The sequence below is a fragment of the Stenotrophomonas sp. STEN013 genome (genome assembly GCF_056760355.1).
In genome coordinates, this window is sequence record NZ_JBRREO010000001.1 from 681,990 (window position 1) to 704,568 (window position 22,579).

General features: G+C 66.3%; 21 protein-coding genes. 5 read left to right on the forward strand and 16 right to left on the reverse strand.

All coding sequences use genetic code 11. From position 1 onward, the window contains the following. Positions 1-9: 9 nt before the first annotated feature. From ACVOMH_RS02905 to ubiE, 3 genes are all read right to left on the reverse strand, one after another. On the reverse strand, positions 10-744 hold the full coding sequence (locus ACVOMH_RS02905) for a hypothetical protein (protein WP_481550987.1): 735 nt from the start codon (positions 742-744) through the stop codon (positions 10-12). Between the two features lie 151 nt (positions 745-895). Beyond that, positions 896-2,827, reverse strand: coding sequence for a M1 family metallopeptidase (locus tag ACVOMH_RS02910; RefSeq protein ID WP_481550988.1), 1,932 nt, complete (start codon positions 2,825-2,827; stop codon positions 896-898). A gap of 143 nt (positions 2,828-2,970) precedes the next feature. Continuing rightward, positions 2,971-3,735, reverse strand: a complete 765-nt coding sequence (ubiE, locus tag ACVOMH_RS02915) for a bifunctional demethylmenaquinone methyltransferase/2-methoxy-6-polyprenyl-1,4-benzoquinol methylase UbiE (protein ID WP_481524041.1) — start codon at positions 3,733-3,735, stop codon at positions 2,971-2,973. Between the two features lie 103 nt (positions 3,736-3,838). Here ubiE and ACVOMH_RS02920 point away from each other — a divergent pair, with 103 nt between their 5' ends. After that, positions 3,839-4,291: a nucleoside deaminase gene (locus tag ACVOMH_RS02920; RefSeq protein ID WP_054658102.1), complete on the forward strand. Its 453-nt coding sequence runs from the start codon at positions 3,839-3,841 to the stop codon at positions 4,289-4,291. 122 nt (positions 4,292-4,413) lie between these two features. Continuing rightward, positions 4,414-4,662 carry a hypothetical protein gene (locus ACVOMH_RS02925; RefSeq protein ID WP_481550989.1) on the forward strand — a complete coding sequence of 83 codons (249 nt, stop codon included), beginning with the start codon at positions 4,414-4,416 and terminating at the stop codon, positions 4,660-4,662. 236 nt (positions 4,663-4,898) lie between these two features. Here ACVOMH_RS02925 and smeE read toward each other — a convergent pair whose 3' ends face one another. Both smeE and ACVOMH_RS02935 read right to left on the reverse strand, forming a co-directional pair. Further along, positions 4,899-8,042 carry a multidrug efflux RND transporter permease subunit SmeE gene (smeE, locus tag ACVOMH_RS02930; protein ID WP_481550990.1) on the reverse strand — a complete coding sequence of 1,048 codons (3,144 nt, stop codon included), beginning with the start codon at positions 8,040-8,042 and terminating at the stop codon, positions 4,899-4,901. A 12-nt stretch (positions 8,043-8,054) separates the two neighbouring features. Then, a complete protein-coding gene (locus ACVOMH_RS02935) occupies positions 8,055-9,236 on the reverse strand; it encodes an efflux RND transporter periplasmic adaptor subunit (RefSeq protein WP_481550991.1) in 1,182 nt (393 codons plus the stop codon). A 225-nt stretch (positions 9,237-9,461) separates the two neighbouring features. On the opposite strand from ACVOMH_RS02935, the gene ACVOMH_RS02940 reads away from it, so the two are divergent. Then, on the forward strand, positions 9,462-10,139 hold the full coding sequence (locus ACVOMH_RS02940) for a TetR family transcriptional regulator (protein ID WP_481524045.1): 678 nt from the start codon (positions 9,462-9,464) through the stop codon (positions 10,137-10,139). Positions 10,140-10,235: 96 nt separating this feature from the next. On the opposite strand, the gene hslU is transcribed toward ACVOMH_RS02940, so the two are convergent. The 9 genes from hslU to ACVOMH_RS02985 form a co-directional block, all read right to left on the reverse strand. Continuing rightward, positions 10,236-11,609 (reverse strand): ATP-dependent protease ATPase subunit HslU, encoded by a 1,374-nt coding sequence (gene hslU, locus ACVOMH_RS02945; protein WP_054658512.1) that lies wholly within the window; start codon positions 11,607-11,609, stop codon positions 10,236-10,238. Positions 11,610-11,638: 29 nt separating this feature from the next. Next, a complete protein-coding gene (gene hslV, locus ACVOMH_RS02950; RefSeq protein ID WP_054658510.1) occupies positions 11,639-12,190 on the reverse strand; it encodes an ATP-dependent protease subunit HslV in 552 nt (183 codons plus the stop codon). 101 nt (positions 12,191-12,291) lie between these two features. Continuing rightward, entirely contained in the window at positions 12,292-12,504 is a 213-nt protein-coding gene (locus ACVOMH_RS02955) for a DUF3079 domain-containing protein (protein ID WP_481524048.1), read from the reverse strand. 126 nt (positions 12,505-12,630) lie between these two features. Further along, positions 12,631-13,509, reverse strand: a complete 879-nt coding sequence (xerC, locus tag ACVOMH_RS02960) for a tyrosine recombinase XerC (RefSeq protein ID WP_481550992.1) — start codon at positions 13,507-13,509, stop codon at positions 12,631-12,633. A gap of 16 nt (positions 13,510-13,525) precedes the next feature. Next, complete coding sequence (locus ACVOMH_RS02965; RefSeq protein WP_057505745.1) at positions 13,526-14,203, reverse strand: DUF484 family protein; 678 nt, start codon at positions 14,201-14,203, stop codon at positions 13,526-13,528. Further along, positions 14,200-15,051, reverse strand: coding sequence for a diaminopimelate epimerase (dapF, locus tag ACVOMH_RS02970; protein WP_481550993.1), 852 nt, complete (start codon positions 15,049-15,051; stop codon positions 14,200-14,202). Before dapF ends, ACVOMH_RS02965 begins: the two co-directional genes overlap by 4 nt. Next, positions 15,044-15,298 (reverse strand): LPS translocon maturation chaperone LptM, encoded by a 255-nt coding sequence (lptM, locus tag ACVOMH_RS02975; protein ID WP_054658504.1) that lies wholly within the window; start codon positions 15,296-15,298, stop codon positions 15,044-15,046. The genes dapF and lptM overlap by 8 nt, the downstream gene beginning before the upstream one ends. A gap of 51 nt (positions 15,299-15,349) precedes the next feature. Continuing rightward, complete coding sequence (locus ACVOMH_RS02980; protein ID WP_054658502.1) at positions 15,350-15,757, reverse strand: YbaN family protein; 408 nt, start codon at positions 15,755-15,757, stop codon at positions 15,350-15,352. Positions 15,758-15,775: 18 nt separating this feature from the next. Continuing rightward, positions 15,776-17,887: a S9 family peptidase gene (locus tag ACVOMH_RS02985; RefSeq protein WP_481550994.1), complete on the reverse strand. Its 2,112-nt coding sequence runs from the start codon at positions 17,885-17,887 to the stop codon at positions 15,776-15,778. Positions 17,888-17,991: 104 nt separating this feature from the next. On the opposite strand from ACVOMH_RS02985, the gene ACVOMH_RS02990 reads away from it, so the two are divergent. After that, entirely contained in the window at positions 17,992-19,185 is a 1,194-nt protein-coding gene (locus ACVOMH_RS02990; RefSeq protein ID WP_481550995.1) for a pyridoxal phosphate-dependent aminotransferase, read from the forward strand. Between the two features lie 75 nt (positions 19,186-19,260). Here ACVOMH_RS02990 and ACVOMH_RS02995 read toward each other — a convergent pair whose 3' ends face one another. Beyond that, a complete protein-coding gene (locus ACVOMH_RS02995) occupies positions 19,261-21,360 on the reverse strand; it encodes a prolyl oligopeptidase family serine peptidase (protein WP_481550996.1) in 2,100 nt (699 codons plus the stop codon). A 67-nt stretch (positions 21,361-21,427) separates the two neighbouring features. After that, positions 21,428-21,748, reverse strand: a complete 321-nt coding sequence (locus ACVOMH_RS03000; RefSeq protein ID WP_481550997.1) for a hypothetical protein — start codon at positions 21,746-21,748, stop codon at positions 21,428-21,430. Between the two features lie 138 nt (positions 21,749-21,886). Between ACVOMH_RS03000 and ACVOMH_RS03005 the strand changes: the two genes are divergently transcribed. Next, positions 21,887-22,483, forward strand: a complete 597-nt coding sequence (locus tag ACVOMH_RS03005) for a lipocalin family protein (RefSeq protein WP_481550998.1) — start codon at positions 21,887-21,889, stop codon at positions 22,481-22,483. Positions 22,484-22,579: the final 96 nt, after the last annotated feature.

The window sequence follows — 22,579 nt, forward strand, 5'->3', positions numbered from 1 at the left end:
ACCCACGCCTCAATCCCAGCCCGGCAGCTGGCTGCCATCGAGCCCGCCGACTTCGAACACCGCGCTGCGGCTGTCACCGGCTTTCACCCGAAATTCGATCTGGATGACTTTCGCCTTGCGCGCCAGCCGCCACAGGCCGCGGTTGTCGGTGATGAACATGGCGATGGCCTCGTCGGTATCCGGGCGATGCGCGGCCATCCGGCGCGGCGCCTGGTCATCCACCGTCACCGTGACCTGGCAGCTGGCATAGCAGGCCTTGGCGAAGTCGCTGGCCTGCAGCACCAGATAGGCATGGCGCTTCCACTCGGGATGGTCGCGGAACACCAGCTGCACCGGCTTGGCGCCGCTGCCATCCAAGTCCACGCGCTCCTTGCTGTAGATCATCGCCGACCGCTGCACGCCGCCCTTGGCCGGCACCTGGTTGTAGTTCCACAGCGCCTGCATGCGCCGCAGCTCACGCGCGGCCTCGGCCTTTTGCTTCACCTCGGCCAGGCCCGGTTCGATCCGGCGGGCGGTGTCCGAATCCGGATACTGGTCCAGCAGTGCCACGCCGTGGACACGCGCCTTCTCCCATTCCGAAGCGGTGACGGCGCTGTCGTACTGCTTGCCAATGACCTCGGCGGCCTGCTCCTGGCGCGCGCGTTCCTGCGCCGCGGCCGCTTCCTGCTTCTGCCGCTCGACCTCCGGATCGGTACAGCCGGCCAGGGCGAAGGCGCACAGCGCGCCGAAGATCAAAGGTTTCATCAAGCCACTCCGTTGTCGGGCAGGAACAGGCCGGCGCGAACGCCGGATGGGGCTACTTTAAACATCCGCCGGCTGCCGTGACCACGCACGCCAACGGGAAACGGCGGGCCGAAGCCCGCCGTTCCGGTGACACAACCGCTTGCGCAAGCGGTTACTGCTTCGGCGCCGCCTCGGCCTTGGCGATCATGTCCTCCACCGAGGCGGTGGTGATCGGGTGGTAACCGGGCTTGGCGCGGGCGAACACGTCCTTGGCGAAGGCCAGGCCTTCGGGCGTTTTCACCAGCTCGGCATAGACCGGCAGGATCAGCTTGCGGCGGCCCACACGCTGGATGAACTCGCCGGCAGCGGCCTGTGCCTCGCCATAGCCGCTGCGGATGGCCAGCGGATACCAGCGCATGGCGATCTCGCCATTCGGGGTGCCGGTGAAGTGGTAGGCCGCATCCAGCTGCGCCAGTTTCTCCAGCGGCTGCTTCTGCCCCAGACCATCGATGAAACGCACCCATTCCTGGGTACCCCACTGGCTGGTGACCTGGTTGCTGGGCACCTTGTCGCTGCCCAGGTAGGCGATACGCGCGGTATCGACCACGGCGAAGTTGCGCGCGCGGGCCTTGATCGCGAACGCCGGAATGCCCGGCTCGTCCAGCCACGCGGTCAGCTCGGCCTCGGTCACCGCGGTCGGGTTCTTGGGCAGCAGGTTCTTCTTCATGTAGGCGACGAACTGGTCGGTATTCGCGCTCTGGAAGGCGTGGTCGTTGAACCAGCCGCGCAGGAACGGATCGAATACGGCGCGACCGAAACGCTGCTCCAGGAACTGCAGGAACCAGGCGCCCTTGACATAGGCGACGTTGCTCAGCGCCTCGTCCGGGTCACGCTCGGTCAGCGGCGGCAGCGCCAGCGCCTGGTCGGCCGGGCTCATGCCCTTCACTTCGGCCAGCAGATCGCTCTGGTCGATCTCGCGCTCCATCTCGGCCATTTCCGGGCCGTACAGCGCCTCGGTGATGCGGCCCTGCACGTAGGTGGTGAAGCCTTCGTTGAGCCAGATGTCCTTCCAGCTGGCGTTGGTCACCAGGTTGCCGGACCAGCTGTGCGCCAGCTCGTGCGCGATCAGCGACACCAGCGACTTGTCGCCCACGATCACGGTCGGGGTGGCGAAGGTCAGGCGCGGGTTCTCCATGCCGCCGAACGGGAACGACGGCGGCAGCACCAGCATGTCGTAGCGGCCCCAGCGGTATTCGCCGTACAGGTTCTCGGCGGCGCCGATCATCTTCTCGGTGTCTTCGAACTCCTTGGCGGCCTTGCTGACCATGGCCGGCTCGGCCCACACGCCCGAACGCTGCGAGATCGGCTCGAACACCAGGTCACCGGCGGCGATGGCCAGCAGGTAGGACGGAATCGGCTGCGGCATCTTGAAGCTGTAGTCGCCGTCACGCGCGGCCTTGGGATCGTTGTCGGCGCTCATCAGCACCATCACGTCCGGGCGGCTGGTCACGTGCGCGCTGTAGGTGAAGCGCACGCTCGGGGTGTCCTGCAGCGGCACCCACGACCGGGCGTGGATGGCCTGCGACTGGCTGAACATGAAGGGCAGCTGCTTGCCCTCGGTCATCGACGGCTCCAGCCACTGCAGGCCCGAGGCGGTCGGCGCGGTGTGGTAGGTGATCGCGATGGTGGCCGGCTGCTGCGGAGCCTCGATGCTGAGCTTGCTGCCGAACACCTTGTCGGCCGGGGCCAGCGTGAACTGCAGCGGCGATGCGGCGCCATCGGCGGCGATCGCCTCGACCTTCTCGATGCTCAGCTCGCGGGTATCGAGCAACAGCTGCGTGGCGGCCTTGTCCTTCCACTCCAGCGTGTAGGTGGCGGTGCCGCCGATCTGCCGGGTATCGAAATCCAGCTTCAGGTCCAGCGCCAGATCCTTGATGACGACCTTGTCCGGCTCGGCGTAGGAACTTTCATCATGGCTGCGGTTGACGGTGCTCACGGCGGCGGGCTTCTCGGCGACGGGGTCGGCAACAGGCGTGGCGGGTTCTTTGGCACAGCCGGCGACGAGCGCGACGGCCAGCGGCAGCATCAGGAACGGAGAACGCATGGATCAGCAACCGGTTCAGGGAATAATTCCGAAGTTTAAACCGATTGCGGCGCGCCGAGGCCGCACGTCCCAGGGCACAGTCGCCGGCCCGGAAACGCAAAGAGCGGCTTGCGCCGCTCCCTGTCCAGCCCCGTCGCCCGGAGTTACAGCTTGTAGCCGGAGTGGATCGAAACGATGCCGGCGCTGAGGTTCTTGTAGTGGCAGCGGCCAAAACCGGCCTCGGTCATCATCGCCTTGAGTTCTTCCTGCGGCGGATGCTTGCGGATGCTTTCGGCCAGGTACTGGTAGCTGTCGGCATCGCCGCGGGCGAACAGCTTGCCCAGCTTCGGCAGCACCTTGAACGAGTGGAAGTCGTAGACCGGTTTGAACCAGTCCACCGTCACTTCCGAGAACTCCAGCACCCGCGCCTGCCCGCCGACTTTCAGCACGCGGTACATCTCGCGCAGCGCCGCGTCCTTGTCGGTGACATTGCGCAGGCCGAAGGAGATGGTCACCAGATCGAAGCTCTGGTCCGGGAACGGCAATGCCTCGGCGTTGAGCTGCACCCACTCGAAGCCCGAGACCTGGCCGCGGTTGGTCAGCCGGTCGCGGCCCACCGACAGCATGCCGGCGTTGATGTCGCCCAGTACCACGCTGCCCTCGGCGCCGATGCGCTCCTTGAGCAGTACCGCGATATCGCCGGTACCGCCGGCCAGATCCAGCACGCGGTCGCCCGGCTTCACCTGCGCGGTGGCCACGAAGTAGCGCTTCCACAACCGGTGGATGCCCAGGCTCATCAGGTCGTTCATCAGGTCGTAGTTGTCGGCCACGGAGGTGAACACCTGGCCGACAAGCTTCTGCTTGTCCTTGGCCGGTACGTCGCGGAAGCCGAAGTGGGTGGTGCCGGTCTTGTAGGGGGATTCGCTCATGTGGGCGATTATCGCACCGCCGCCGCCCCACGTCCCTGCCGGCGGGCTGAACACGACCGCTATCATGGTCCTCTGCCGGCGCAGTCGCGCCATGAGGAGTTCCATGATCACCACCCCCGACTACCGTGCCCTGCTGGAAACCGCCATCGCCGAAGCCCGCCAGGGGCTGGCCGAGGGCGGCATTCCGATTGGTGCCGCGCTCTACCACAACGATGGCCGGCTGCTGGGTTGCGGCCACAACCGCCGTATCCAGGAGGACGATCCGTCCATCCACGGCGAAACCGACGCCTTCCGCAAGGCCGGGCGCCAACGCGGCTACCGCGACACCATCATGGTCACCACGCTGGCGCCGTGCTGGTACTGCAGCGGGCTGGTGCGCCAGTTCAACATCGGCACCGTGGTGGTCGGTGAATCGGTCAGTTTCCCCGGCGGTATCGACTGGCTGCGCGAGAACGGGGTCAAGGTCATCGACCTGAACGATGCGGGCTGCATCGAGATGATGGGCCGCTATATCGCCGAGCACCCGGATGTCTGGAACGAAGACATCGGCGAGTGACACCGGCCCGCCGTTGACCGCTCGTGCGGTTCATATGCTGAATTGAGACTGCGGGCGTGGGCAGCGCACGGATTCAGGACTATGCTGCAGCCACAGGGGGCAGAGCCATTAAAGGTAACGCCATGGACGCGCCCGTTTTATCCCACCGCAGTCACCACTCGTTCCAGCAGGCGGGCGAGCGCCTGCGCGCCCAGTACGCGCGCCATCAAAGCACCGCCGCGTTCTGGGATGCCTATCAGCAGATCCAGGCTGAACTGACCGCCGAGTTCCCCGAGTTGCGTACCGAGCTGTGCAACCGCCTGGCCGTGCTCGCCCAACGCCTGGGCGCAGTGGAACAAGCCCAGCTGCTGGACCCGCTGGAGATCAGCTGACAGGACCGGTCCCGCCCTATCCAGAAACGCCGCGCATTGCCCCGGCGTTTTTTTATGCATCGCCGGGAATCGGTGACGACCGGCCAAGTCCGCAGCAGCACAGCGGCCGGCCCGTGCAAGCGCACGGGCACTGGACCAACGGCAGCATCCGCACTGAGCGGCGGCAGAAGCCCTGCGGTAGCCGGAAAAGAAAACGCCGGGCATTGCCCGGCGTTTCCAGCGATCTGCACAGCGCGTTACCGCTGCAAATCTCTATCGGCGGCCAGCTGCTTGCGGTTGACCAGTCGCTGCACCACCACGAAGAACAGCGGGATGAAGAACAGGCCCAGCAGGGTGCCGACGATCATGCCGCCGAGCACACCGGTACCGATCGCACGCTGCGCACCGGAACCGGCACCGGAAGCGATGGCCAGCGGCAGCACACCCAGACCGAACGCCAGCGAGGTCATGATGATCGGACGCAGACGGTCACGCACGGCGTGCATCGTCGCCTCGATCACCCCGGCGCCCTTCTCCAGGTGCTCCTTGGCGAACTCGACGATCAGGATCGCGTTCTTCGAGGTCAAACCCACGGTGGTCAGCATCGCCACCTGGAAGTACACGTCGCGCTCCATGCCGCGCAGGGTGTTGGCCAGCACCGCACCGAGAATACCCAGCGGCGCCACCATCAGCACCGCGGTCGGCACCGACCAGCTTTCGTACAGCGCGGCCAGGCACAGGAACACGATCAGCAGCGACAGCGTGTACAGCAGCGGGGTCTGCGAACCGGCCTCGCGTTCCTGGTAGGAGACGGCGGTCCATTCGATGCTGAAGCCCGGCGGCAGCTGCTTGGCCAGCTTTTCCACTTCCAGCATCGCATCGCCCGAGGCCACGCCCGGCGCGGCCTCACCCTGGATTTCCAGCGCCGAGACGCCGTTGTAGCGTTCCAGACGCGGCGAACCGTAATCCCAGCGCTGGCTGGCGAAGGCCGAGAACGGCACCATCTCGCCGGCGCTGTTCTTCACCGTCCACAGGTTGAAGTCCTCCGGGTTCATGCGGAAGCTGTCGTCGGCCTGCATATAGACCCGCTTGACCCGGCCGCGGTCGATGAAGTCATCGACGTAGCTCGACCCCCAGGCGGTGGCCAGCGTGGAGTTGATCGCATCCAGCGACAGCCCGTGCGCACCGGCCTTGGCGACGTCGATGTCCAGACGCAGCTGCGGGGTGTCATCCAGCCCGTTCGGGCGCACGTTGGCCAGCTTGTCACTCTGCCCGGCCATGCCCAGCAGCTGGTTGCGCGCGTTGACCAGCGCCTCATGGCCCTGTCCGGCGTTGTCTTTCAGGAAGAAGCTGTAGCCCGAGGCGATACCCAGCTCCGGCATCGCCGGCGGCGGGAAGGCGAAGATGAAGGCGTCCTTGATCTGACCCAGTGCCCCCATCGCGCGGCCGGTGATCGGGCCCACGCCCTGGTCCGGGGTGCGCTCGCTCCAGTCCTTGAGCTTGACGAAGGCCATGCCCGAGTTCTGGCCCATGCCGGAGAAGCTGAAGCCCTGCACCGAGAACACCGATTCGACGGCGTCCTTCTCGTTTTTCAGGAAGTGGTCTTCGAGCTTGTAGATCGACTCCAGCGTGCGCTCCTGGGTGGCGCCGACCGGCGCCTGCACCAGCGCCATCAGGATGCCCTGGTCCTCATTGGGCAGGAACGAGCTGGGCAGCCGGGCGAACAGCAGGCCCATCACCACCGTCAGCGCGACAAACACCGCCATGAAACGGCCCGGACGGGCGAGGATGCCCCGCACGCCACGCTGGTAGGTGCCGCTGGTGCGGTCAAAGCCCTGGTTGAACCAGTTGAAGAAGCGGCCCGACAGCCCCGTGGGGGCGACATGGTGCTCGCCCTTCTTCAGCGGCTTGAGCATGGTCGCGCACAGCGCCGGGGTCAGCACGATCGCCACCAGCACCGACAGCGCCATCGCCGAGACGATCGTGGCCGAGAACTGGCGATAGATGACGCCGGTGGAGCCGCTCATGAAGGCCATCGGCACGAACACCGCCGACAGCACCAGACCGATGCCGACCAGCGCACCGGTGATCTGGCTCATCGACTTGCGGGTGGCCTCCAGCGGCGAAAGCCCTTCCTCGGCCATGATCCGCTCGACGTTCTCCACCACCACGATGGCGTCATCCACCAATAGGCCGATCGCCAGCACCATCGCGAACATGGTCAGCATGTTGATGGAGAAACCCAGCACCGCCAGGATGCCGAAGGTGCCCAGCAGCACCACCGGCACGGCGATGGTCGGAATCAGCGTGGCGCGGAAGTTCTGCAGGAACAGGTACATCACCAGGAACACCAGCACGATCGCTTCGATCAGGGTCTTGACCACGCCCTTGATCGACACCCGCACGAACGGGGTGGTGTCATACGGAATCACCGCGGTCATGCCGCGCGGGAAGCTGGCTTCCAGTTCGCTCAACGCCTTGCGCACGCCCTCGGCCGTTTCCAGCGCGTTGGCGCCGGTGGCCAGGGTGATCGCCAGGCCCGAGGCCGGCTTGCCGTTGTAGCGGGTGACGAAATCGTAGGTTTCCGCGCCCAGCTCGACCCGGGCCACATCACCGAGCTTCAAGGTGGAACCGTCGGCCTCGGTGCGCAGCACGATGTTGCGGAACTGCTCGGGCGTCTGCAGGCGGTCCTGCGCATTGATGGTGGCGTTGAGCTGCTGGCCCTTCACCGCCGGCGCACCGCCCAGCTGGCCCACGGCCACCTGCGCGTTCTGCGCGCGGACCGCGCCGGTGACCTCGTCCACCGAGACCTTGTAGGTCTGCAGCTTGTTCGGATCCAGCCAGATGCGCATGGCGTACTTGCCGCCGAACACCTGGATCGAGCCCACACCCGGCACGCGGCTGAGCGGATCGACCACATTGGAGCCGACATAGTCGGAGATGTCGTTCTCGTCCATGCTGCCGTCTTCGGAGACGAAGCCCAGCACGTTGAGGAAGCCGGAGCTGGACTTGGCCACGTTGATGCCCTGGCGCTGCACTTCCTGCGGCAGCAGCGGCATGGCCAGCTGCAGCTTGTTCTGCACCTGGACCTGGGCGATATCCGGATTGGTCCCGCTCTCGAAGGTCAGGGTGATGCTGGCCTGGCCGTTGGAGGAGCTGTTGGAGGAGAAGTAGATCAGCCCGTCCAGGCCTTTCATGTTCTGCTCGATGATCTGCGTCACCGAGTCTTCCACCACCTTGGCCGAAGCGCCCGGGTAGTTGGCCGAGATCGACACCGCCGGCGGTGCGACCTCCGGATACATCGAGATCGGCAGTTTGATCATCGCCAGCGCGCCGGCCAGCATGATGATGATGGCGATGACCCACGCAAAGATGGGCCGGTCGATAAAGAAGCGAGCCATATGGTTCTCCGCTTACTGCTTGGCAGCCGGCGCCGCGGCAGGCGCGGCGGCGGGCTGGGCGGCTTCGGCACCCTTCTCGGTGGCCTGCACCGGCATCCCCGGGCCGATCTTCTGCAGGCCCTCGACGATGACCTTGTCACCGGCCTTCAGGCCGTCTTCCACCAGCCACTTGTCACCGACCGTGCGGCTGACGGTGACCGGGCGCAGCGCGACCTTGCCCTCGCCATCGACCACCATCGCGGTGGTATTGCCCTTGGGATCGCGGGCGATGCCCTGCATCGGCACCAGCAGCGCATCGGGACGCACGCCGCTGGCCAGCACCGCACGCACGAACATGCCCGGCATCAGCACCTGCTCGGGGTTGTCCACGCGCACGCGCAAGCCATAGCTGCCGGTGGCGGGATCGACGCTGACCTCGGAGAACTCCAGCTTGCCCTTGTGGGCGAAGGTGCTGCCATCTTCCAGCACGATCTCCACCGGCAGCTCGGACGCGCCTTCCAGGCGCCCGGCGGCCAGTTCGCGGCGCAGCTGCAGCAGCTCGGCCGAGGACTGGCTGACATCGATGTAGATCGGGTCGAGCTGGTTGATGGTGGCCAGCGCGGCGGCCTGGCCAGCGCTGACCAGCGCGCCTTCGGTGACCGAGGATTTGCCGATCTGGCCGCTGATCGGTGCGGTGATGCGGGCATAGCCCAGCGTCACATTGGCCGCATCCAGCGCCGCGCGCGCGGCACCCACATCGGCCTCGGCCTGCTTCCAGGCAGCCTGCGCGTTCTCGTCATCCTGCACGCTGATGACCTTGCTCTTGACCAGCTCTGCGCTGCGCCGGGCGGCCAGACGCGCGGCGTTGGCGCTGGCTTCGGCCCGGGCCAGCTGGGCGCGGGCACTGTTGGCCTGGGCGCGGTAGGCGGCATCGTCGAGCTGATACAGCGGCTGGCCTTCCTTGACCAGGCTGCCTTCGGTGAACAGGCGCTTGGCGATGATGCCACTGACCTGCGGACGCACTTCGGCGACCTGGTAGCCGGTGGCGCGGCCGGCCAGCTCGCGGGTCAGGGTGACCGGTTCGGCCTTGAGCGTGACCACCGTGACCTGGCCAGGACCTTGCGGCGGCGGCGCCTCGCCCCCTTTGCAGGCGGCCAGCGTGAGGGTGAGTGCGAGCGAGAGCGCGAGGAGACGGCAGCGGCTGATGGCGTGCATGAAGAGAGAGGCTCAATAGGGAAAATAGCGCTTGAGGATCCGGCGGCACCTGGCAGTAGCCGGCGCAACCGCTGGCGCATACGGTACGGGCGCAGCCGGGGCGGCGGCTGCCCGGCGCAGATCACCGCCATCCTGCAAAGCAAGCGGCGGAAATATACATACATGCATGACTGTTTGTAAACGGATACAGTTCAGTCCGGCGTCATCCCACCTGTGCACCGCGCAATGGCCAGAAAAACCAAAGAAGAGGCGCAAGCCACCCGCGAAGGCATCCTCGATGCGGCGTTGGCCTGCTTCCACGAGAACGGTGTGGCCGGCACTTCGCTGGCCGCCATCGGCGAGCGCGCCGGCTGTTCACGCGGCGCGGTGTACTGGCACTTCAAGAACAAGACCGAAGTGCTGGAAGCGATGATCGGCCGTGAGCGCGTCCCCTTCATCAAACGCCTGCGTCGCACCTATTCACCGCATCGCAACACGCCCATCCTCGACCTGCGCTCGGCGATGCTGATCTCGGTGGGCGAGCTGGCCAACGATCCGCGCCTGCGCGATCTGATGGAGATCATGCTGCGCAATGACCTTTCGGCCGAAAGCCAGGCCATGCAGCAGCTGCAGCACGACAGCATCGAGGAGGAGATGGCGATCTTCCGCCGCGCCCTCGAACGCGCCGGCGCACTCGGCCAGCTGCGCGAAGGCGTGGATGCCACCGTGGTCTCGCGCATCCTGCATGCCGGCCTCACTGGCGTGCTGTACAGCGCGATGCTGCAACCGCAGCGGTTCGACCTGGAACGCGACAGTCGCGAAACGATGGATGCGCTGCTGTCGTACTACGTGCAACCGGGCGTATTCACACCGGGCGCGGCGCCACTGCCGCTGCCTGAACTCGATCCGGACGAGCTGGACTGACGCCAGGCCGCCGCGGCTCCCGCCCAGAACACCCGCAAACAGAAACGGCAGCACCAAGGGGGCTGCCGTTCCATCTACGCACGTAAGGGATAGAGGTTACAGGATGTAGCGGCTCAGGTCCGGATCCTGCACCAGCTCACCCAGGTGCTTGTCGACGTAGCCGCGATCAATCACGACCTTGTCGCCATCACGATCCGGCGCTTCGTAGCTGAGCGTATCGAGCAGCCGCTCCAGCACCGTGTGCAGCCGGCGGGCACCGATGTTCTCCTGCCGCTCGTTGACCTGCGCGGCGATCTCGGCCAAGCGGTCGACGGCATCAACGGTGAAATCGACCTCGACGCCTTCGGTGGCCAGCAGGGCTTCGTACTGCTTGGTCAGCGCCGCCTTCGGCTCGGTGAGGATGCGCACGAAATCATCCTTGCTCAACGCCCCCAGCTCGACGCGGATCGGGAAGCGGCCCTGCAATTCGGGAATCAGATCCGAGGGCTTGGCCAGATGGAAGGCACCCGATGCGATGAACAGGATGTGGTCGGTCTTGATCGTGCCGTACTTGGTCGACACGTTGGAACCTTCCACCAGCGGCAGCAGGTCGCGCTGCACGCCCTCGCGCGAAACATCGCCGCCACCGACGTTGTCACCGCGCTTGGCGACCTTGTCGATCTCGTCGATGAAGACGATGCCGTGCTGTTCGCAGGCCTCGATCGCCGCCGCGCGGATATCGTCCTCGTTGACCAGCTTGCCGGCCTCCTCCTCGATCAGCAGCGGACGGGCCGCCTTGATCGTCAAGGTGCGCTTGTTCGCCTTGGCACCGCCGAGGTTGGCGAACATGGACCTGAGCTGCTGGCCCATTTCCTCCATGCCAGGTGGGGTCATGATGTCCATGCTGAGGTTGGCGCTGAACTCCAGCTCGATCTCGCGCTCGTCCAGTTCCCCGGCGCGCAGCATGCGCCGGAACTTGATGCGGGTTTCATTGTCCTGCGCCGAGGGCTCGTTGCGCGCGGCTTCGGCGTCAAAACCGATGCCGACACTGCGGCGCGGCAGCAGCGCGTCGAGAATCCGGTCTTCGGCCTTCTCCTCGGCCTGCATGCGTACGCGCACCTTGGCCTGTTCGCGGTACAGCTTGACCGCGGTATCGGCCAGATCGCGGATGATCTGTTCCACGTCCTTGCCGACGTAGCCGACCTCGGTGAAACGGGTCGCTTCCACCTTCACGAACGGCGCATTGGCCAGCGTCGCCAGGCGGCGCGCGATCTCGGTCTTGCCGACACCGGTCGGGCCGATCATCAGGATGTTCTTCGGCATCACTTCGTTACGCAGATCAGCCGGCAACTGCATGCGCCGCCAGCGGTTGCGCAGGGCGATGGCCACCGCGCGCTTGGCGTCGTGCTGGCCGACGATGTGCCGGTCCAGCTCCTGCACGATCTCGCGCGGCGTCATGGTGGCGGAGGAAACTTCGATCTTGTGGTTCATGGGGTACTCGCAATCGTTGACTGAAGGGCTCAGAGCTCTTCAACCACCACGTTGGTATTGGTGTAGATGCAGATGCCGCCGGCGATGTGGATCGCCTCGGTCGCCACGGCCTTGGCATCCATCTGGGTGTGGGCCAGCAGCGCGCGTGCCGCGCTCAGGGCATAGGAGCCGCCCGAGCCGATGGCGATGATGCCGTCCTCCGGCTCGATCACATCACCGGTGCCACTGATGATCAGCGAGGTTTCCCGGTCGGCCACCGCCAGCAGCGCTTCCAGCTTGCCCAGACGGCGCTCGGTACGCCAGTCCTTGGCCAGTTCCACCGCCGCGCGGGTCAGCTGGCCGTGCTTCTCGAGCTTGGCTTCAAACAGTTCGAACAGGGTGAACGCATCGGCCGCGGCACCGGCAAAGCCGGCCAGCACCTGGCCGTCACGACCCAGCCGGCGCACCTTGCGCGCGTTGCCCTTCATCACCGTGTGTCCCAAGGTGACCTGACCATCGCCAGCGATCGCCACATGCGCGCCGCGGCGGACGCAGCAGATGGTGGTGGCGTGAAAAACATTCGGGTTCTGACTGGGGTCCATACGGCCTCCGGGATACTGTTCCACGGACATGGGGACAGTTTCCGCAGCGATCAAGCCTGGCCGCCACCGTGCCGCGACAGTCGGCATTCAGCCGCGCGGACTCACCAGGGTTGCTGCTTGCGGGCCTGATTGGGACGCCCGGGTTCCGGCTCGATACCCCAGGCCACGTACCAGTCCTCGCCCTGGGTTTCGATCGGATGTTGCGTGCGCCCGGAGCCATTGCCACAGGCCAGCGCATCGGCGGCGCAATAGCGGTCGCAGCCCCAGCAGATGCGCTCGGGGTGCTTGGGTTTGAGCGGAAACGGCTTGGCCATGTCGATCTCTCTACGGGTCCTGCCCACAATGGGCAGATGCCATCGCCGACGCCCTGACACAAGTCAAACAAGGTGCAATCAGGCAGCGCCGATTCAGCTCGGCGGACCCGCCGGTGGCGATACGGATCAGGACTTGCGCCGGGCGCGTGGATGGGCGGCGTCGTAGACCTTGGCCAGGTGCTGGAAATCCAGATGCGTGTAGATCTGGGTGGTGGCGATGTCGGCGTGGCCGAGCAGCTCCTGCACACCGCGCAGGTCGCCGGACGACTCCAGGATGTGACTGGCAAAACTGTGCCGCAGCATGTGCGGATGCACGTGCTTGAACAGCCCCTGGCGCTGCGCCAGCTGCTTGATGCGGATCTGCACCGCACGCGGGGTGATCGGGCCGCCACCGCGTCCGGGGAATACCGGTTTTTCCGCAGTACCGGCACTGTCGCACCGCCACTGCTGCAATGCCGCCAAGGCATGCGAGCCGACGGGCACCGCGCGCTCGCGATTGCCCTTGCCATGCACCAGCACCAGCCCGCTGGCGACGTCCAGATCGCGCCAGCGCAACGCGCACAGCTCGCTCAGGCGCAGCCCGGAGGAATAGAACAGCTCCAGCAGCGCGCGATCACGCAACCCCAGCGGCGCATCGGTGGGCAGTTCGACCAGCTGCACCGCCTCATCGGCATCGAGCACCTGCGGCAGCTTGCGCGGCGCCTTGGGCGCACGCAGGCCGGCAGCCGGACTGGTGGCGATGGCACGGTTCTTCAGCAGCCAGGTATAGAAACTGCGGCACGCCGACAGCCGCCGCTGCAGGCTTTTGGCCGCCAGTCCACGCCGGTGCTCGGCAGCGATGAATTCGCGCAGCCGGTCGCCCGACAATGCCTGCGGATCGCCCAGATCCTGGGCTTCGCACCACTGCGACAACGCCGCCAGATCGCGCTGGTAGGCATCGAGCGTATGCGCCGACATGCGCCGCTCGATCCGCAGATACGACAGGAAGGCCTGCACGGCGCTCATCGCCGCATCCCTGCCATCAGACGCTGCGGAAGCGCTGCAACCCCACCGCCAGCGCCTCGCCCATCATGCGCAGGAACAGCGTGCCCATGCCCGGGTAGAAGCGGTTGGGATCATGGCTGCCCACCGCGATCAGGCCCACACCCGGCAACGGCAGCAGCGCGGTGGACGCGACCTCGCCCACGCGTTCGCGATACAGCACCTGGTTCTTTTCCTGCTGCAGACGACCGCAGATGGGCTCGCCGTCGAGCAGGCAATCGTGGAACGGTGCCAGCGCCGGATCGTCGTGGGCGAGCACCTGCAACCACGGCGCCTGTTCCAGTTCGGGCACCGCATCAAACACGATGAGGCTGACCAGATCGCCGGCGAAATCCTCTTCCAGCGAGGCGGCCATCGCCTTGAGCGTGGCGGCGGCGCTGGTCTGGCGCATCAGCGCCAGGGTCAGCTGGTGGGTGCGCACGGCCAGCCGCTCGTTGATCTGCGCGTTGCTGCCCAGGTCGGCCAGCCGCCGCGACAGTTCGCGGTTCTTATCGCGCAGCACTTCCAGCTGGTAGCTGGCCAGCGAGGCGGTGGGGCCGTCATCGCGCGGCACCACCATGGTCAGCGCCAGATCGGGGAACTGCTTGAGGAAGCTGGGGTGACGCCGCAGCCAGGCGGCGACTTCGTGGGCACCGATTTTCTCGACCGTGTCGTTCATCCCGTCCATTCTCCGTCGAATACGAATGCCGCCGGACCGGACATCACCACTTCCGCGTCGTCGGCCGGCCATTGGATACGCAGATCCCCTCCCGGCAATGACATCACTGCATCGCGCCGCAGACGGCCCCGCTGCATCAGCACTACCGCCGCGGCGCAGGCGCCACTGCCACAGGCCAATGTCTCGCCGACACCGCGTTCGTACACGCGCAGCCGCGCATGCCCGGCATCCATGACCTGGGCAAAACCCACATTCACCGACTCCGGGAACGAGGCGTGCTGCTGCAGCAGCGGCCCGATCCGCTCCAGCGGCGCGGCATCGATCAGGCCCACTTCCAGCACCGCATGCGGGTTGCCCATCGACACCGTACCGAAGCGGACATTCTCGCCCTGCAAGGACAGCACATATTCCTCCCGCGCGCGCGGGAAACCCAGCAACGGGATCTGAGCCGGTGCGAACACCGGACGCCCCATCGCCACCGCATACTGGTCCGGGCCCAGCCGCTGCACGGTGTGGCTGCGGGTCGGGCTGTCGATGATGAATTCATCGCCCTGCGCCGCACCCGCACGCACCAGCCAGGCCGCGACACAGCGCGCGCCGTTGCCGCATTGCTGCGAGCTGGAACCGTCGGAATTCCAGATCCGGTACGACGCCACCGCGCCGTCGCTGCGCGCCGGTTCGATGGTCAATATCTGGTCGCAACCCACGCCGCGATGCCGGTCGGCCAACCGGGCCGCCAATGCCGTATCCGGCGGCGGGCTGCCGTCACGCAGGTCCAGCACCACGAAATCGTTGCCGGCGCCATGCATCTTGGTGAAGCGAAGGCGCCCTGAAACCGGCTTACTCATTGGGGGTGTCAGCACTTTCTGCCGGCTTGATCCCCGCATCGTCGCCGCTGTCGACCGGCTCTGGTTCCGCCTGGTCGGTCGGCGTGTCGGAAGCGGCCGCGTCCACATCGTCCGGGACGACTTCCTGCTCCTCGATCGGCACCGGCTTCTGTGGCATCACCAGTGGACCCTTGTTGCCGCAAGCGGCCAGGGCCAGCAGCAGGAGGGTGGCGGGGATGGAAATCAGGCAACGGGACGTCTTGTTCATGGCGCCGAGTATAGCGATTGGACCATGAAATCCGGATGGCGCCGCGAGCGCTCAGTCATCGCCCGGCGGCAAAGGCCGCCGCCACAACCACAGGCAGACGCAGGCCATGATGCTGATCGAGGTCCACTTCACCCACGCCAGCGGTACGCACCACAGGGTGATCAGCGCGCAGACCAGCATGGTGGCGCTGGCCATCCATTTGCCCTTGCGGCTGACCGCGCCGTGCGCCCGCCAGTCCCTGATGGCCGGGCCGAAGCGCGGGTGATCGAGCAACCAGCGGTGCAGGCGCTCGGAACCATGGGAAGCGGCCCAGGCCGAAATCAGCACGAAGACGGTGGTCGGCAGCCCCGGCACGAAGATGCCGACGATGCCCACCCCCAGGCTGACGTAGGCCAGCAGCCACCACGCCCAGCGCAGGCGCGGTGGGCGGGGCTCATCGGGCGGTGGTGTATCAGACATCGCGGGAAGCCGGCGGCATCAATCGGCCAGACTCAGCTGCCACAGCACGAAGGCAAAGGACTCGGCCTGTTCCTTGTACCGCTGGAATCGGCCGGACTTGCCACCGTGCCCGGCTTCCATGTTGGTACGGAACACGATCGGCGCGGTACCGGTATTGACGTCACGCAGTTTGGCCACCCACTTGGCCGGCTCCCAGTACTGCACCTGCGAATCCCACAGGCCGGTGCCGACGAACAGCGACGGGTACGCCTGTGCGCGCACGTTGTCGTAAGGCGAGTACTTGAGCATGTAGTCGTAGTACGGCTTCTGCTCCGGGTTGCCCCACTCGTCGTACTCGTTGGTGGTCAGCGGGATGCTGGCATCGAGCATGGTGGTGACCACATCGACGAAGGGCACCTGCGCCACCATCACCTTGTAGTCGCCGGGGGCCTGGTTGGCCACCGCGCCCATCAGCAGGCCACCGGCGCTGCCACCGGCGGCGGCCACGCGGTCCTTGGCCGCATACCCCTGGGCCACCAGCGCGCGGGTGACATCGATGAAATCGTTGAAGGTGTTCTGCTTGTGCAGCAGCTTGCCGTTCTCGTACCACGCCCGGCCCATCTCCTCGCCCCCGCGGATGTGGGCGATGGCATAGACCACGCCACGGTCGAGCAGGCTGACCACGCTCTGGTTGAAATACGGATCCATCGACATGCCGTAGCTGCCGTAGGCGTACTGGTACAGCGCGGCGGTGCCGTCCTTCTTGAAGCCCTTCCTGTAGACCAGTGACACCGGCACCTGGGCGCCATCGCGCGCGGTCACCCAGACGCGCTCGGTCTGGTACAGCGACGGGTCATAGCCGATCACCGGCTGCTGCTTGAGCAGGCGGCGCTCGCCGGTGCTCACGTTGAGCTCGTAGGTGGTGGCCGGCGTGGTCAGCGAGGTGTAGCTGTAGCGCAGCCAATCGGTGTCCGGCTCGGCATTGACCGACAGGCCCATCGAGTAGGCCGGCTCGTCGGCCTTGACGAACTGGCTGCGGCCATCGGCGAACAGCAGGCGCACGCGCTCCAGCGCTTCGGCGCGCTCGGCGATGGCGGTGTAGCCGTCGAACAGTTCGAAGCCTTCGATCAGCACCTGCGGATCGTGCTTGACCCAGTCCTGCCACTGCGTGCGGCTGGTGGCGCCTTCCGGCGCGGTGACCAGCTTGAAGTTGGTGGCGCCGTCGGCATTGGTGCGGATCACCCAGCGGCCGTCATAGTGGTCGGCGTCATATTCGACATCACGCGCGCGCGGCGCCAGCACGGTGAACTCGCCCGGCGTGGCGGCCGAGGTGTAGCGCAGCTCCGAAGACACCGTGCTGTCCACGCCGATGACGATGTAACGGTCGTCGCGGGTACGGCCGATGCGCATGTAGAAGCTGTCGTCGTGCTCCTCGTAGACCAGCGCATCACTGCTGGCCGGGGTGCCGAGCACGTGCTTCCTCACCCGCACGGTGAGCAGGGTTTCCGGGTCGTTCTCGACATAGAACAGGGTCTTGTTGTCATCGGCCCAGACCACGTTGGGCGAGACGCCCTGGATCACATCGGGCAGGATCTGGCCGGTGGCCAGGTCCTTGAAGCGGATCGCGTACTGGCGGCGGCCGACATCGTCCTCGGCCCAGGCCAGCAGGCGGTTGTCCTGGCTGACCTGCATGTCACCAACGGAGAAATAGCCCTTGCCCTCGGCCATCGGGTTCAGGTCGAGCAGGACCTGCTCGGCAGCCTCCATGCTGCCCTCGCGGCGGGCGTAGACCGGGTAGTCCTTGCCGGTCTCGTAGCGGGTGTAATACCAGTAACCGCGCTCGCGGTACGGCACGCTGGCGTCATCCTGCTTGATGCGGCCGACGATCTCGCCGTAGAGCTTCTCCTCCAGCGGCTTGAGCGGTGCCATCAGCGCATCGGTATAGGCGTTCTCGGCATTGAGGTAAGCCAGCATCGCCGGATCTTCGCGGCTGTCATCACGCAGCCAGTAGTACTCGTCCTGGCGCTGCGCACCGAACGGCGTGGTGACGGTATGCGGGCGTTTTTCCACATCCGGCGGCGAAGGCGGGGAGACAGCAGCGGCGGTATTGATCATCAGGCTTGCAACCAACAGGCAAAGGGCGGATTTCATCAGGCGCTCCAGCGGGCTGGCTCCGGGCCGCCCGCGCAACGGGCCACAGTGTGCCACGGCCCACCGTTGGCCCGATGCCGGGGACCCCGCCTATCATGGCGGCGATGAAAACATCCGACCCCACTCCTTCCGGCTACAGCCGTCGCAGTCACGAGATCGCCCCGTTCCATGTCATGTCGCTGCTGGCCCGCGCAAACGCACTGGAGCAGGCCGGCCACGATGTGATCCATCTGGAAATCGGCGAGCCGGACTTCACCACCGCCGCCCCGGTCATCGCCGGCGGCCAGGCCGCGCTGGCCGCCGGCCATACCCGCTACACCGCCGCCCGCGGCCTGCCGGCGCTGCGCCAGGCCATTGCCGGCTTCTATCGCGACCGCTACCGGCTGGACATCGACCCCGAGCGCATCCTCATCACGCCCGGCGGCTCCGGCGCCCTGCTGCTGGCCTCCAGCCTGCTGGTCGATCCTGGCCGGCACTGGCTGCTGGCCGACCCCGGCTATCCCTGCAACCGGCATTTCCTGCGTCTGGTCGAAGGCGCCGCGCAACTGGTGCCGGCGGGACCCGCCACCGGCTACCAGCTCACCCCGGAGCTGATCGACGCGCACTGGAACCGCGACAGCGTCGGTGCCCTGCTCGCCTCGCCGGCCAACCCCACCGGCACCACCCTGGACAAGGCGCAGCTGGCGGCGCTGGCCGGCGCGGTGAAGGCGCATGGCGGCCATCTGGTGGTCGACGAGATCTACCACGGCCTGACCTACGGCTTCGACGCGCCCAGCGTGCTGGAAGTCGATGACGGCGCCTTCGTGCTGAACAGCTTCTCCAAGTACTTCGGCATGACCGGCTGGCGGCTGGGTTGGCTAGTGGCGCCACCGCAGGCGGTCCCCGAGCTGGAGAAGCTGGCCCAGAACCTGTACATCAGCGCGCCGTCGATGGCCCAGCATGCGGCGCTGGCGTGTTTCCAGCCCGAGACCATCGCCCTCTTCGAACAGCGCCGCGAGCAGTTTCGCCAGCGCCGCGACTACCTGCTGCCGGCCCTGCGCGAGCTGGGCTTCCGCATCGACGTGGAACCGCAGGGCGCGTTCTACCTGTATTGCGATGTCAGCGCGTTCACCGACGATGCGCAGGCCTTCTGCGCGCACTTTCTGGAAACCGAGCATGTGGCGTTCACGCCGGGGCTGGATTTCGGCCAGCACCGCGCCCATCAGCACGTGCGCATCGCCTACACGCAGGACGTGGCGCGGTTGCAGCAGGCGGTCGAGCGTATCGCCTGCGGCCTGCGCAGCTGGCAGCAACGCTGATCCACTCCACGCCCCCCTGAACAAAAAAACGCCACCGGAAGGTGGCGTTTTTCCTGCATCACTTGCCGTCGGACATCACTTCCCGCCCAGCTGCTCCCACAGGAAGCTGTAGGCCAGCGCCTGCATGTGCGCGGCCTGCGCGTTGTTGGCCGCACCGCCGTGGCCGCCTTCAATGTTCTCGTAGTAGGTCACGTCCTTGCCGGCCTCGATCATCTTCGCGGCCATCTTGCGGGCGTGGCCCGGATGGACGCGGTCATCGCGGGTGGAGGTGGTGAACAGCACCGGCGGGTAAGTCTTGGCCGGGTCGAACAGGTGGTACGGCGAGAAGGTCTGGATGAACTCCCAGTCGGCCGTGTCCGGGTTGCCGTACTCGGCCATCCACGAGGCGCCGGCCAGCAGGTGGCTGTAGCGCTTCATGTCCAGCAGCGGCACCTGCACCACCACCGCGCCGAACAGTTCCGGGTACTGGGTCAGCATGTTGCCGGTGAGCAGGCCGCCGTTGCTGCCGCCCTGCACGCCCAGGTGTTTGGCCGAGGTGATATTGCGGCGGACCAGGTCCTGCGCCACCGCGGCGAAGTCCTCATAGGCCTTGTGCCGGTTCTGCTTCAGCGCCGCCTGGTGCCAGCGCGGACCGTACTCGCCACCGCCACGGATGTTGGCCACGACATACACGCCGCCCTTGTCCAGCCAGGAACGGCCCATGCCGCCGGAATAGCCGGGGGTCAGCGAGATCTCGAAGCCGCCATAGCCGTACAGCAGGGTCGGGTTGGAGCCGTCCAGCTTCATCGCCTTGTCATGCACGACGAAATACGGCACGCGGGTGCCATCCTTGCTGGTGGCGAAGTGCTGCTCGATCACCTTGCCGCTGGCGTCGAAGAACGCCGGCATGGTCTTGAGCACTTCCGGCGGCTGGCCGATTTCGGCCAGGGCCAGCGTGGTCGGGGTCAGATAGTCGGTGACGGTCATCCACACCGCATCACTTTCATCCGCATCCACCGCGCCGACACCAATCGTGCCGAACGCCGGGGCGCCGGTGAAATCGCTGGACACCCAGCCGTCCTGGCCATGGGTAAGGACCTTCAGGCGGTTCTTGACGTCGTCGAGCACGTTCAGCACCACGTGTGACCGGGTCCACACCGCACTGGCCAGCGACGTGGTGTCCGTCGGCGCGAACAGCACGTCGAACGTGCGCTTGCCAGCCATGAAATCGTCGAACCTTGTCGCCAGCAGCGAACCGGCGGCGTAGGTCTTGCCACCCACCGTCCACGGCTCACGCAGTTCCAGCGTCAGCCATTCGCGACGCACGCTCTTCTCGGCCGAGTTCGGTGCATCCACCTTGACCAGCTTGCCGTCGGCGCCGACCAGGAACAGTTCGTTGTTGTAGAAAGCGATCGTGCGGTTGACAAAATTGCGCTCGAAACCCGGCGTATCGTCATGCATCGCCGAGATGTACATGTCCTCGGGCTTGCCTTCGTACACGGTGGTGGCCGCGCTGATCGGGGTACCGCGGCGCCACTGCTTGACCACGCGCGGGTAACCGGAGGTGGTCATCGAGCCGTCGCCGAAATCGGTGTAGACGAACACGTTGTCCTGGTCGATCCAGGCCAGGCCGCCCTTGGCTTCGGGACGGAAGAAACCGTCCTGGATCCAGTCCTTCTTGACCAGATCGAACTCGCGGGTGACATCGGCGTCGGCGCCGCCGCGCGACAGTGCGATCAGGCAGCGGGTGTACTGCGGACGCAGGCAGTTGGCGCCATGCCATACCCAGTTCTCGCCCTCGGCCTTGTTCAGCGCATCCAGATCCAGAATGGTTTCCCACAGCGGCTCGGCCTTGCGGTACTCCACCAGCGTGGTACGGCGCCACACGCCGCGCTCGTGCTGCTTGTCCTTCCAGAAGTTGTAGTAGTAGTCGCCGATCTTCTCCACGCCCGGGATCTTGGCGTCCGAATCCAGCACCTCGCGGATGCCGGCTTCCATCTGCTTGAACTGCGGGGTCTGCGCCAGCTTGGCTTCAGCCTGCGCGTTCTGGGCCTTGACCCAGGTCAGCGGCTTGTCACCGGCAACCTCTTCCAGCCAGGCGTACTTGTCCTGGGATTCGTCAGCGGCCATGGCGGCTCCGGCCAGGCCGGTGGAAATAAGGCCTGCGACAAGGCAGGCGGAAGTGAGTCGGGACATGCTGGCTCCATGCGGTCATAAGGCGCGAACGCTAGCACGGCCGCTGCCACGCGCCCCGTGTCGAAGGTCAGGCCGCCTTCCGCGTCCTGGCCGCCGCCGGACGGCAGAAGCGCCGTGCCTGTGGCGGGCGACGGCGAACGCGGCGATCCCCCACGGCACGCCAGGCGGCCGGCAGGCGGAACCGGTACAGCGCCCACCAGGCCACCAGCGGCATGCCCACCAGCCACAGCGGCAACCAGCCGATCCAGCTGCTGTAGCCGCGGGCCGCCGGCCAGACCAGCACCAGTGCCAGCCCCGCCAGCGCCAACTGCCTGACCCCACGCAGTACCCGCCGATCGGGCTCGTGCGATTCATTACGACGACAGGACGATGCGGACGACTGCGACATGACGTTCTCCGGCTGCATGACGGGGTGGGAGTGCATGCTCGGCGGCGGCCATCTCACCGGCTGCGACCTGCCATTGACGCGCCCCTCGCCACCGGTCGAACATGCGGGCGTGACTCCCCAATGGCGCTCGACTCCGTAATGCGATCACTTCCAGTGTTTCTGTCCGCCCTCCTGTTGAGTCTGGCCCTGCCGCAGGCCCCACTGCATGCACAGGACGCGCCGACGCCGGTGACGGCAGCCGGTGATGTAAACGGTCCGATCGACCTGCAGCGCTTCATGGGCCGCTGGTATGTGATTGGCCGGGTTCCCAATTTCATCGAGCGTGGCCACGTGGCCAGCGTCAACACCTACACCCTGCGCGAGGATGACAAGGTCGCCATCCGCTACCAGTTCCGCGAGGGCTTCAGCCAGCCGCTGGAGGAAATCAGCATCCGCGCCAAGGTCGACCCGGACAGCGGCAACCGCCGCTGGCGCACCTGGTTCTACAAGGTCGTGCCCACCCACACGCGCATCCTGGAGGTGGCGCCGGACTACTCCTGGGCACTGATCGGCTACCCGGGCCGGGAGATGGCGTGGATCTTCGCCCGCGAACCGGATATGGACATCACCCTGTATCGTCGCCTTGCGCAGCGCCTGCGTGACACCTACGAGGTCAACACCGACAAGCTCAAGCGCGTGCCGCAGCATCCGGAGCAGGTGGACAAGCTGGGCTTCGAGGTTCCCAACCAGAAATAACCGGTCGGTGGCACCTCTGTGCTGACCGGCCGCCGCGATGGAAAAAGCCCGATGCCAAAGCACCGGGCTTTTTCATGTCGGCCTGTGGTCAGCGGC